This is a genomic window from Frankia sp. CoBUL1, from assembly GCF_978021245.1.
On the sequence record NZ_CDXDOS010000057.1, the window covers coordinates 6,823 to 17,713 of the forward strand.

Genomic DNA, 10,891 nt, shown 5'->3' on the forward strand with positions numbered 1-10,891 from the left:
CGCCCTCACCGCACCGACGGGCACCGGGTCGGCCGGCACCGAGCCGACCCCGCCGGGCCGGAAGCCGGCGCCTCGGGACAGCGCCGGCAAAAAGCTGATCTTTGTCGGCTCGCTGGACACCCCGACCAACATCGAAGCCCTGCGCTGGTTCCTCGGCGGCTGCTGGCCGACGATCCGGGTCCGCCATCCCGACGCGACCTTCCAGGTGGTGGGGCGGCGTCCGGAGGAGGGCCTGGCGGCATGGCTCGGTGGCTTCGAGGGCGTGGAGTTGCACACCGACGTGCCGAGCGTCGCCGGTTACCTCGCCACCGCCACCCTGTCGGTGAACCCGATGCGTTCGGGATCCGGCGTGAACATCAAGGCGATCGAGGCAATGGCGGCGGGAACGCCGGTCGTGAGCACACCCACCGGCAGCCGCGGCCTCGGCTGGACGCCCGGTACCCACCTGCTCGTCGCCGAGGACGCGGGCGCCTTCGCCGACGCCGCCTGCAGCCTGCTGGAACAGCCCTGGAAGGCTGCCGAGATCGGAACAGCCGGCCAGGCCTACGTGCTACAGGAACTCGACCACACGGCGCTCATCGGTCGCATCCAGGAACATCTGACGCCAGCCTGAGTCCCTGCCCGCCGGCCCATCTCCCGCCGGGCCTCACCGAGCCGACGGAGCAGACCGGTGGACGGGAGACCGGTGGACGGGAGGCATATCAGAAGGTGAGCATCACCTTACGGGCGTCGAACGCCTCCGCGTAGCGCGTCCCGCACTCGACGCCACGCAGCCGCAGGGTCGCGCGGAAGGTCTCGTCGTCGAACCAGGCGCGGTCCTGCTGGCTGCGGAAATGACGTTTGAGATGATCGAGTTTCGCCCCGACCGTTTCCTCGAGGATCGGGACGTACAGGCTGGGGGACAGCCGGTCAGCCTCCCATTTCGGGATCTCGTAGCCGAGGATGAGCGCCCCGCGAAAGGCCTGCCACGCCAGCTCGCCGAGCACCCGGTGATCCTGGTGGGCATCCGCGAGCGCCGGGGCGAACACGATGTCCGGGGTGACCTGGCGGGCGATCTGCAGCAGGACCTCCTTGACCCCGCTCCACTCCCGCGGGAGGAAACCGTCCCGGACCTCGTGCAGGTGCAGCGAACCGAGCGAGGAGCCGAGCAGTTCACGCGCGCTCTCCTCCGCCTCCGAGCCGCGCTCGCCCTCGCCCGAGAAGACCACCCAGTGCACGGTGGCCTCCGGATGGGCGGCCAGCAACTGCATGATCGTGGCAGCGGCGCCGATCTCCACGTCGTCCGCATGTGCCCCGAGGGCCACGACGCTGTATGCCCGACCATCGGCCGGCGGGCCCGCCGTCAACGCCAGCATCCGGCACTCCTCCGCGCTCGCTCGCCCTTTCTCTCCCCCTCATGCCAGTGCACGAAGCCTCCGCTCCCCGGTTCCCCGACAACCGGCCATGCCGTTGACCTTTCGCATCCATGCCAACACTTGAAGTAGCCAAGCATCCGGAGTGTCCGCCGGACCGGCAGAAACACGCGGCGTCCGTCGAGCGGTTCAGAGCAACGCGTGATAGCGGTTCTGCGCGGGCTCCAGACCGTCGGCGATGAGCATCTCGACCGAGTCGGCCGCGTGTTCGAGCAGGAGGGGCAGCTCACGGCGTTCGGTCGAAGTGAAGTCCCGCAACACGAAGTCGGCCGGATCCATCCGGCCGGGCGGACGGCCGATGCCGACCCGGACCCGCAGATAGTCCCGCGTCCCGAGCGCTGAGGAGATGGACCGCAGACCGTTGTGGCCGTTGTCCCCACCGCCGCGTTTGAGCCGCACGGCCCCGAAGGGGATGTCAAGCTCATCGTGCACCACGATGAGTCGGGAGACCTCGACCTTGTAGAAGCTCCGGGCCGCCGCGACAGGACCGCCGGAGAGATTCATGAAGGAGAGCGGACGAGCGAGGACCGCCCACGCCCCGGCCAGGCGGGTCTCTGCGACATCGGCCCGGGAACGGTGCGACTTCAGCCGCGACCCGGTCCGCTCGGCGAGCAGGTCCACGACCATGAAGCCGGCGTTGTGCCGATTGCCGGCATAGGCCGGTCCGGGATTGCCGAGACCGGCGACGAGCCAGGGCCCATCGCCGGCCGGAGTGATCATCATCGGCAGACGACATCGGCGATGGAGCGGATCCGCCTAGACGGACGCGCTCGCGACGCCGGCTTCCTCCGCCACCGGAGTCTCGCCGAGCGAGGCCTCCTGCTGGGCGTTCGTCCGCTTGGCCAGGCACTGCACGACGACCAGGTCGGGATCGGCGTCGAGCTCGGAGCCTGCCGGCAGCACCAGCTGGCGGGCGAGAATGCTCGTACCTGGCTCGAGCCCGGTGATATCGACCTCGATGGGGCCGGGCAGCCGGGTGGCGTCGGCCTTCACCGCGATCGTGGTGACCTGCTGGTCGACCAGGGTGTCCGGGTGTGGTTCCCCGATCACCTGCACGGGGATGTCAGCCACGACCTTCTCGCCCCGGGCCACGAGCACGAGGTCGATGTGCTCGAAGCTGCCCTTGATCGGGTGGCGCTGGACATCCTTCGCGAGCGCGAGTTCGGTCCCCTCGGCCAGTTCGAGCGTCAACAGGACGTTCGTGCCGGCGTCGGTCTTGAAGGCGTGGAGGAGGTCGTGTGCGGGCAGCGCGATGTGACGCGGCGGCTTACCGTGACCATAGAGAACAGCCGGGACCTTGCCGGCCCGACGGGTGCGACGAGCCCCGCCCTTACCGAACTCGGTGCGCGGCTCCGCGGCGATGCGGACCTCGGACATGGCGGCGCTCATCCTTTCCTGAACTGGGGATCCGGCGCCGGAGGGCGGTGGAACCACCGCGGCGCGGTCCTTCACAGTACCGGACGCGCCATGGCATGGGGGAAACGACCCCGTTCTGTCAAGCCCCTGGGTGCGTCGCGGCCTTGGTCACCCTGCCCGGTCACACCGGGCCGCACCTCAGCGCACCCGCGGCCGGATGGTGGCAGCGGGGCGGACCTCCACCTTGGCCGGTAGCCGCGGACGACCGACCGCGGTCCGGGCTCGATGGAGCACCGGGCCACGGATGTCGTCGAGCACGCCGGCGACCCCCGGCCCCGGGACAACGGTGACCGCGATCTCCAGCACGGGTTCCCGCCTGCCGCGCAGCACCGCCCGCACCGCCTCGACGCCCGCGATCCCGAGCACGTCGTCCTCGACGGCGTCGGTCAGTGCCGCGGCGGACAAATGGACAGCGCCGAGCGCATCACCCGTCACGTAGAGTCCACGACGCCGCGCCGCCAGCGCCGTCTGCGCCCGAAGCCACCCGAGGGCAAGCAGGACGACCAGCCCGGAACCGATCCCCACGACGAGCCAGAACCAGGCGTGGGAGGTCGGGTAGGAACGGGTGTCGGCGTCGAGCACCGCCTCGTCGGCGACGTCGTTTCCGAACGCACCGGCCCCCACCAGCAACGCGAGAACACCGGCCGCGAGGCAGAGCAACCCGACTCCGACCAGGGCGACCCGGTTGAGGCGGTCGGGCGGCGGCTCGGACAGCCCAGCCGGCCTCCCGCCGGGCTCCGCGGGTACCCCGCCACCCGCCGAGCGGCCCTCGGCGGCCTGCCCGCCCACTGCCCGCGTCTCGGTCATGCCGCACCGCCACCGGCCCGGCCCGCCCCGTTGACGGTCCGGTCCGCGGCCGGCGGGGTCGCCTGGATGCGCAGCTCGAGCGGCTCAGCCAACTCGAAGGAGACAAGCGTAGAGGCCAGGACGGCACCCGCGCGCTCCCGCGCGCCACCGGCGGCACGCTGCCGAAGGCGCAGGCGGACGTCGGCGGTCCGGTCACGGACCCGAACCCGGGCGGCCCGCACCCCGTCGACGGTCAGGGCTGCGGAGCGCAGCGCCCACGCAACCCCTCGCCGCTCGACGAAGACAATGGTCTGCGCGCAGCTGCGCCGCACGGCGAGTCGGGACGGTGTTCCGCGCCACGCTCCGAGCCAGATCAGCAGCAGGCCGACCAGAACGCAGATCCCCGCGGCCAGTCGGACTGGCCCGGAGGAGCAGGCCGTGTCCGCCAGGTCGTCCGCCCACGCCGGCCAGTCGACCACGACGTAGCCCCTGCCACCACCGGCCGCGGCCACGATCTCGATGACGGTGATGCCCCCGACGGCCACGATCAGCGCGGCGAGCAGTCCGGCAACGATCCTGCGCCCCACCCGCACGGCACCCTCCCCTAACCGAGCCCAACCTTGTCTGTTACCCGTGGTCTGTTACCCGTGGTCTGAACGCGAACCGGAGGGACAGAAGAGGGCCGCTACCCATCGGAGGGCAGCGACGGGATATCGATGTCCAGGTGTGCCACGCGCACACCCGTGAGCGCCGCGACCCGGTCCCGCACCTCGCACCGGACCAGCTCGGCCGTCTCCGTGACCGGGATCGGGTAACGCACGGAGAACGACATCGTCAGTCGGGCGGTGGCTCCCTCCATCTTCGCCGAGACCCGTGGCCGCCCGGCACGCCCACGACGCCGCGCGCCGCCACGGCGCGGGAATCCGCGTGGCGGTCCGGTAACGCCGACGACATCCGCCGCCGCCATGGCCGCGATCTTCTCGACAACCCGGTCCGCCACCCGCAGGGAACCGGCCCCCGCCCGCCTACCCGCGGGACGGCCCGGTCGCGCACGCTCCCTCTCGTTCACCGCCGCCCCCGACGCCGGTCACCGCCCACATAACGGGTGATATCGAGATCACCATCCACCACCTTGCCGATGACCAGCCCTATCGCACCGAAGACCAGCACGATCAGAAACTCGCTGAAGCCCCCGAAGGCGAGGGCGAGTCCGGCGATCAGACCGATGATCAGGCCAAGCGCGCTCGATCGCATGTGGCTCTTCCCCTTTCCTGGCCCGTCCAGCCCGGCCCGTCCGCAGTACCCGGTCCGCCCCTCTGGACCGGCAGATCGAGGGGCATCCCGCGTGATCGTCACATGGAACCGAGCCCGGGGTGCGGTCCCGCGGACCCGGTGTCGCCTCAGCGCACCCGAGGACCACGGCCGGGGCCGAACCGCGCCCGGCGGTGCGACCACCACCGGCGCGTGGAGGCGGAACACCGGCGCCCGCGACCGCGAACCCAGGCGAACAGGATGTCCGCGGCGGTGGGCCGGTGATGGGTGGTGAGGCGGACACCCGGAACACCCGGAACACCCGGCCCGTCCGGCCCATCCGGCGCGGATCGCAGGGCCCGCAGGCCGGCGGCGAACGCCTGTGGATCACCTCCCCGATCCGGATGGTGCGTGCGGATGAACGCGCGGATCTCGGCTCTGCGTCGGGCGGCGTCGGGCTGGCGTCGGGATGACTCCTGCCGCCGATCGGAGGTCACGGCGCCCCCATCCCCGGCACCCCCGCACCCGGCACCCCCGAACGGGGCGTCTCCGGACCGACTACCGCCGCGTCCGGCCCCTGCGGACATGACCGGTACGGATCCGGAACTGCCAGATCACGGATGACGACGTCGACCCGGGGACAGCCGGGTTCGACCGCCAGCACCGCGGCGCGCACCCGGGCGGCGAGCTCACCGAGCCGTTCCCCGTACCGGCACACGATCTGCACCAGGATCCCGTCCGGCCGTACCCGTACCCCCTCCACCCGGCGGCCCGGAAGGTAGGTCGCGACCTCGGCCGCAGCGCCCGCCCCGCCGTCCGGAACACGGTGACGATCCTCGTGCCGGACCGGCGCGCCGATGAGCCGGACGACACCGGGACAGGACAGCACGGTCCGGGCCACGGCATCCGGGTTCCAGGCGAACCCGCTCACCGGCCCGGCCGCTGTCGGGTTCGTGCTCATTCGACCCGCCGCGACTCTTCCGACTCCTCCTCGCCGATGTAGACGTCGTCGATCGCGATGTTCACCTCGGTGACCTCCAGGCCCGTCATTCCCTCCACAGAGGTGACGACGTTGTGCCGGATCGAGTGGGACAGATCCACGATGGAGACCCCGTAGTCGCAGACGACGTCGAGGTCGATCGCGGCCTGCCGTTCCCCGACCTCCACCGCGACCCCCTGGGAGGCGCTGGCCGACGCGCCGGGGATGCGGGCCCGGAACGAACCCATCGCGCGGGCCCCGCTCGAGCCCAGGTTGTGTACCCCGGAGACCTCGCGTGCCGCGACACCGGCGATCTTGCTGACGACGGCGTCCGCGATCGACGTCCGGCCCCGGCCGGTCATCAGCTCGGTGGATGTCTTGCGCTCCGGCACGGTGGTGCGACGCGCACCACCTGCGTCCGAGGCCTTCGCCTCGGGCCCGGCCGCGCTGGTTGTGGTGGTCATGGTGCTCCTTCCTGGCCGGCATCGTCGGAGCGCCCAAAGCGGTGGAAGGGGTCAGGTCCGACCAGGAGCGGGACGTCGAGGGACGATCCGTCCGGGCGCTCTCCGGTGCGGCCGTTCACGATCAGGGATACCCGAATTCTCCGGTCGGACAACAACCCGTTCCCGTCGGCACAGCTACGATCACTGAACGGAAGCGCGCATCGTCCCCGCCGCGTCGCCGGGAGCCGATTCGCTGCGTCCCTCGCGATCCTTCACGGGCGGACGCTCATCCGCTCCCGGCGTGGGCGGATAGGTTTGGGTGCCGGCCGCCACCGAACGCCACGCCGCCCAGCGGGCGCGCGTGCGTCCGAGCGAAGGAGCATCCGCTGCCTCAATCCCACCCGGGTCCGCGCCGAAGCGTCGGAGCCGGCCCCGCCACCGTCACCGTGCGAGCCCCCGCCAAGGTCAACCTGCATCTCGGCGTCGGACCGCTCCGACCGGACGGCTACCACGACGTCATCACAGTGCTGCAGGCCGTCTCGCTGTTCGACGACGTCTCGGCGACGTCCGTCGATCCCCCGCGGTTCCACGACCCGGGGCCATCGACCACCGACGGGGACAGCCGGTCCAGCGGGGACGGCCGGTCCAGCGGGGACGTCGTCGTGACCGTCGAGGTGTCCGGGGAGGGCGCCGACCCGGCGTCGCTGGGTCCGGCGACGTCCACGCCGGAGGTCTCCATCGTCCCCACCGGCCGGGACAACATCGCCGTCCGGGCCGCTCACCTGGTTGCCGAGGCCGCGGGCATCACCTCGGAACGGGTTCATCTCACCCTGACGAAGGGCATCCCCGTCGCCGCGGGGATGGCCGGGGGCAGCGCCGACGCGGCGGCGGCGCTCGTCGCCTGCGACGCGCTCTGGCAGACCGGCCTGGACCGGGCGAACCTGGCCCGGCTCGCCGCCCAGCTCGGCAGCGACGTCCCGTTCCCCCTGGCCGGCGGCACCGCACTCGGCACCGGGCGCGGCGAGCAGCTCACCGACGTCCTGGCGACGGGCGAGTACTACTGGGTGTTCGCGCTCGCCGACGGCGGTCTGTCCACCCCCGCGGTCTACAAGGAGTTCGACCGGCTGACCGAGGGCAAACTGCGGACCGGCCCGACCCCCGCCGACGACGTGCTCGCCGCGCTGCGCACCAGCGACCCCGGTCAGCTCGGGGCCGCCCTGGTCAACGACCTGCAGCCGGCGGCGCTGCGGCTTCGGCCGTCCCTGCGCCGCGTCCTGGAGGCGGGCCGGGAGCTGGGAGCCGTCGGGGCGGTCGTGAGCGGCTCCGGCCCGACCTGCGCCTTCCTCGCGGCCGGAGCGCAGGAGAGCATCGCGCTCGCGGCAAGCCTCGCCGGGATGGGGGTCGCCCGCGCGGTACGCCGGGCCTCCGGGCCGGCGAGCGGCGCCAGGATGGTGGAGGGAGCAGGCGAAGCGCCGTGAGCGCCGTCCTGGTCAGCCTCGAGAACGTCAACGCCGCGTTCGGCACCCGGACGTTGCTCGACCGGGTGAGCCTGGGGATCGGCGCCGGGGAACGGATCGGGGTCGTGGGGCGCAACGGGGCCGGGAAGTCCACCCTGCTGCGGATCATCGCCGGCGAGGTTGCCCCGGACGCCGGCCGGGTCGTGCCCGCCGGTTCCACCCGGATCGCCACCCTGGCGCAGGCCGACGTGCTCCCCGCCGAGCGCACCGTGCGCGAGATTGTCGTGGGCACCGTCGCTGAACACGAGTGGGCGGCGGATCCCCGGCAGCGGGGCATCCTCGCCGGGCTCGGGCTGCTCGAACGGCTCGACGACCCGGTCGGACCGATGTCGGGCGGGGAACGCCGCCGGGTGGCGCTGGCCCGGCTCCTCGTCCAGGACACCGACCTGCTGATCCTGGACGAGCCGACGAACCACCTGGATGTCGAGGGGGTCGCCTGGCTCGCCCGGCATCTAGCCGGCTTCCGCGGTGGACTGCTCGTCGCGACCCACGACCGCTGGTTCCTCGACGAGGTGTGCGGACGGGTCTGGGAAGTCGTGGACGGGCGTGTCGACGCGTACGAGGGCGGCTACTCCGCGTACGTGCTCGCGCGGGCCGAACGCACCCGGCGGGCCGACGCCACCGAAGCCAGGCGCCAGAACCTGCTGCGTAAGGAACTCGCCTGGCTACGCCGCGGCCCGCCCGCCCGGACCAGTAAGCCGCGCTTCCGCATCGACGCGGCCAATGCGCTGATCGCCGACGAGCCGCCGCCCCGGGACACCATGGCGCTGCGCAGCTTCGCGGCATCCCGGCTGGGCAAGGACGTCTACGACGCCGAGCACATCACGGTCCGGATCGGGGACCGGACGTTGTTCGACGACGTCACCTGGCTGGTCGGACCGGGGGACCGGATCGGGCTGGTCGGTGTCAACGGAGCCGGCAAGACCACCCTGCTGCGCGTGCTGCTGGGTGCGGTGACGCCGGAGGCCGGCCGGGTCCGGGTGGGGGCCAGCGTGCGACCGGCCCTACTGTCCCAGGAGATTGCCGAACTACCGGCGTCGCTGCGGGCCCTGGAGGCCGTCGAACAGGTCGGGCGGGTCCTGGAGGTCGAGAAGGGCCGGGAACGGACCGCCGGCCAGTTACTCGAGCAGTTCGGCCTCCCGTCGTCACGGCAGTGGACGCGGGTCGGGGACCTCTCCGGCGGCGAACGCCGCCGGCTGCAGCTGCTGCGCCTGCTGATGGCCAGACCGAACGTGCTGCTCCTCGACGAGCCGACCAACGACCTCGACACCGACACCCTCACCGCGCTCGAGGACCTCCTCGACTCGTGGCCGGGCAGCCTGATCGTGGTCAGCCACGACCGCTATTTCCTCGAACGCACCTGCGACGTGACACTGGCGCTACTTGGCGACGGGCACCTGCGCATGCTGCCCGGCGGCATCGAGGAGTACCTCGCCCGGCGCGCGGCCGCCCGGCAGGACGCCGCGGCTCGGGCACCGTCATCCCGGGGTTCGTCGGCCGCCGGCTGCGGAGCGGGCGGACAGACCACCACCGTCGCCGAAGCCGGGCGGACAGGTGGGCCGCCCGTCCTGTCCGGGGGCGAGCTGCGCGCCGCCCGCAAGGAGCTGACCCGGCTCGAGCGCGCCCTGGATCGCCTGAGCCGACGCGAGCAGGAGCTGCATCACGAGCTGGCCGAGGCCGCGACGGATCATGAGCGTCTGCTGACGCTGGACGCCGAGCTGCGCGCCGTCGTCGCGGACAAGGACAGCACCGAGGAGGCCTGGCTCACCCTCGCCGCCGAGATCGAGGGTGGCTGACAAGCCACCGCCACCCGCCGTCCGGTCAGGCGGTGGCGCGTTTCGCCGCGAGACGCGCCGGGTCCGGCCAGCGGACGTCCCGCACCAGGTGAACGGTCTCCATCATCTTGATCAGGTAGAAGCTGGTGTCGATCTGCCAGGGCCGCACCCCGTGCCGGGCCGAGGTCGGCTCGGCGTGATGCAGGTTGTGCCAGGATTCGCCCATCGACAGCAGGGCCAGCGGCCACACGTTGGTCGACCGGTCCCGCGACCGGTAGGGACGCGAGCCGAGGACGTGGCAGATGCTGTTCACCGACCACGTGACGTGGTGCAGCAGCGCGATACGGACCAGCCCGGCCCAGAAGAACGCCTCCAGCGCCGCGGCGAACGAACCCCCCCACAGGCCGCCGATCACGGCGGGCAGCGCGAGGCTGGCGAACGCGCACAGCGCGAACGAGCGGCTGACCTTCATGATGTCGGGATCGTCGAGCAGGTCCGGGGCGAAGCGACGCTGGTCGGTCTGCTCGACGTCGAACAGCCAACCCACGTGGGCGTGCCAGAGACCCTTGATCAGCGACCACGTCCCCGGACCGTAACGCCACGGCGAGTGCGGGTCGCCCTCGGTGTCGCTGAAGGCGTGATGACGCCGGTGGTCGGCCACCCAGCGGATGACCGGACCCTCGATCGCCATGTTGCCGGCGACCGCCAACGCGATCCGCACCGGCCTGGACGTCCGGAAGCCGCGATGGGTGAAGTAACGGTGGAAGCCGATCGTCACGCCGTGGCCGGTGATGCCGTAGAACACCACGGCGAGGACGACGTCCCGCCAGGAGATCCACTGCCCCCACATCGCCGGGATCGCGACCGCCAGGGCGACCAGCGGCACCACGATCGTCACCACCATCACGACCTGCTCGGCGTGGGCCTTCGCCATCGAGCGGGGCCGCGTGGCGTTACCGCGGCTGTTCGCGGGATCAGCCCGGCGGGGAACCGGGCCCGTGGTGGGTTCGCGGTTGTCCCGCGGTGCCCGATTGTCGCTCGGCGTCACCGTGTCGGTAGCGGTCATTGCCTCGTTCCATCCGTCGCGGCTGGCCCACTGTGCCGGCGCTCCATCCGCCACGGTAGCCCGCCGACATGACAACGTCCCCCCTCCTCCACGTCCGCCACGCAAACAAACCATCCGTCGCCGACCCGACCCGGATCGATCGGCACCGCCGCGCACCACGATCACCGACAAGCCGATGACAAGCCGATGACAAGCCGATGACAAATAGTGATATCCAATGACATTTAACGCCATCATCTGACCTTG

Annotated in this window: 14 protein-coding genes; 3 read left to right on the forward strand and 11 right to left on the reverse strand. The window is 71.8% G+C overall.

Translation table 11 applies throughout. From position 1 onward, the window contains the following. Positions 1-613 (forward strand): glycosyltransferase family 4 protein (locus AC08OX_RS06905; RefSeq protein WP_476607055.1); only part of this gene is annotated, 613 nt, incomplete at its 5' end. 88 nt (positions 614-701) lie between these two features. Here the strand turns inward: AC08OX_RS06905 and AC08OX_RS06910 are convergent. The 10 genes from AC08OX_RS06910 to AC08OX_RS06955 form a co-directional block, all read right to left on the reverse strand. Then, positions 702-1,355: a PIG-L deacetylase family protein gene (locus tag AC08OX_RS06910; protein WP_011438324.1), complete on the reverse strand. Its 654-nt coding sequence runs from the start codon at positions 1,353-1,355 to the stop codon at positions 702-704. A gap of 186 nt (positions 1,356-1,541) precedes the next feature. Next, positions 1,542-2,132 (reverse strand): aminoacyl-tRNA hydrolase, encoded by a 591-nt coding sequence (gene pth / locus AC08OX_RS06915; RefSeq protein ID WP_476607065.1) that lies wholly within the window; start codon positions 2,130-2,132, stop codon positions 1,542-1,544. Between the two features lie 36 nt (positions 2,133-2,168). Continuing rightward, positions 2,169-2,789, reverse strand: coding sequence for a 50S ribosomal protein L25/general stress protein Ctc (locus AC08OX_RS06920; protein WP_035732506.1), 621 nt, complete (start codon positions 2,787-2,789; stop codon positions 2,169-2,171). Between the two features lie 177 nt (positions 2,790-2,966). Next, positions 2,967-3,635, reverse strand: coding sequence for an Asp23/Gls24 family envelope stress response protein (locus tag AC08OX_RS06925; protein ID WP_476607056.1), 669 nt, complete (start codon positions 3,633-3,635; stop codon positions 2,967-2,969). Continuing rightward, positions 3,632-4,207 carry a DUF6286 domain-containing protein gene (locus AC08OX_RS06930; protein WP_476607057.1) on the reverse strand — a complete coding sequence of 192 codons (576 nt, stop codon included), beginning with the start codon at positions 4,205-4,207 and terminating at the stop codon, positions 3,632-3,634. The genes AC08OX_RS06925 and AC08OX_RS06930 overlap by 4 nt, the downstream gene beginning before the upstream one ends. Before the next feature lie 92 nt (positions 4,208-4,299). Continuing rightward, positions 4,300-4,683, reverse strand: coding sequence for an Asp23/Gls24 family envelope stress response protein (locus tag AC08OX_RS06935; protein WP_476607058.1), 384 nt, complete (start codon positions 4,681-4,683; stop codon positions 4,300-4,302). Further along, positions 4,680-4,868 carry a DUF2273 domain-containing protein gene (locus tag AC08OX_RS06940; protein WP_035732549.1) on the reverse strand — a complete coding sequence of 63 codons (189 nt, stop codon included), beginning with the start codon at positions 4,866-4,868 and terminating at the stop codon, positions 4,680-4,682. Before AC08OX_RS06940 ends, AC08OX_RS06935 begins: the two co-directional genes overlap by 4 nt. A gap of 146 nt (positions 4,869-5,014) precedes the next feature. After that, a complete protein-coding gene (locus tag AC08OX_RS06945; RefSeq protein ID WP_476607059.1) occupies positions 5,015-5,362 on the reverse strand; it encodes a GTP-binding protein in 348 nt (115 codons plus the stop codon). Next, on the reverse strand, positions 5,359-5,826 hold the full coding sequence (locus AC08OX_RS06950) for a hypothetical protein (protein ID WP_476607060.1): 468 nt from the start codon (positions 5,824-5,826) through the stop codon (positions 5,359-5,361). The genes AC08OX_RS06945 and AC08OX_RS06950 overlap by 4 nt, the downstream gene beginning before the upstream one ends. Continuing rightward, positions 5,823-6,308, reverse strand: a complete 486-nt coding sequence (locus AC08OX_RS06955) for an Asp23/Gls24 family envelope stress response protein (protein ID WP_476607061.1) — start codon at positions 6,306-6,308, stop codon at positions 5,823-5,825. The genes AC08OX_RS06950 and AC08OX_RS06955 overlap by 4 nt, the downstream gene beginning before the upstream one ends. A gap of 425 nt (positions 6,309-6,733) precedes the next feature. On the opposite strand from AC08OX_RS06955, the gene AC08OX_RS06960 reads away from it, so the two are divergent. Together AC08OX_RS06960 and AC08OX_RS06965 are read left to right on the forward strand one after the other, a co-directional pair. Further along, positions 6,734-7,765: a 4-(cytidine 5'-diphospho)-2-C-methyl-D-erythritol kinase gene (locus AC08OX_RS06960; protein ID WP_476607062.1), complete on the forward strand. Its 1,032-nt coding sequence runs from the start codon at positions 6,734-6,736 to the stop codon at positions 7,763-7,765. After that, a complete protein-coding gene (locus AC08OX_RS06965; protein ID WP_476607063.1) occupies positions 7,762-9,600 on the forward strand; it encodes an ABC-F family ATP-binding cassette domain-containing protein in 1,839 nt (612 codons plus the stop codon). Before AC08OX_RS06960 ends, AC08OX_RS06965 begins: the two co-directional genes overlap by 4 nt. Before the next feature lie 25 nt (positions 9,601-9,625). Here the strand turns inward: AC08OX_RS06965 and AC08OX_RS06970 are convergent, their stop codons facing one another. Continuing rightward, positions 9,626-10,645: an acyl-CoA desaturase gene (locus tag AC08OX_RS06970; protein ID WP_476607064.1), complete on the reverse strand. Its 1,020-nt coding sequence runs from the start codon at positions 10,643-10,645 to the stop codon at positions 9,626-9,628. Positions 10,646-10,891 lie beyond the last annotated feature (246 nt).

What these genes read in the sequence shown, in the direction of transcription:
- AC08OX_RS06910 (WP_011438324.1), bottom strand. Translation starts at nt 1,355, where the DNA reads ATGCTGGCGTTGACGGCGGGCCCGCCGGCCGATGGTCGGGCATACAGC.
- pth (WP_476607065.1), bottom strand. Translation starts at nt 2,132, where the DNA reads ATGATCACTCCGGCCGGCGATGGGCCCTGGCTCGTCGCCGGTCTCGGC.
- AC08OX_RS06920 (WP_035732506.1), bottom strand. Translation starts at nt 2,789, where the DNA reads ATGTCCGAGGTCCGCATCGCCGCGGAGCCGCGCACCGAGTTCGGTAAG.
- AC08OX_RS06925 (WP_476607056.1), bottom strand. Translation starts at nt 3,635, where the DNA reads ATGACCGAGACGCGGGCAGTGGGCGGGCAGGCCGCCGAGGGCCGCTCG.
- AC08OX_RS06940 (WP_035732549.1), bottom strand. Translation starts at nt 4,868, where the DNA reads ATGCGATCGAGCGCGCTTGGCCTGATCATCGGTCTGATCGCCGGACTC.
- AC08OX_RS06950 (WP_476607060.1), bottom strand. Translation starts at nt 5,826, where the DNA reads ATGAGCACGAACCCGACAGCGGCCGGGCCGGTGAGCGGGTTCGCCTGG.
- AC08OX_RS06955 (WP_476607061.1), bottom strand. Translation starts at nt 6,308, where the DNA reads ATGACCACCACAACCAGCGCGGCCGGGCCCGAGGCGAAGGCCTCGGAC.
- AC08OX_RS06970 (WP_476607064.1), bottom strand. Translation starts at nt 10,645, where the DNA reads ATGACCGCTACCGACACGGTGACGCCGAGCGACAATCGGGCACCGCGG.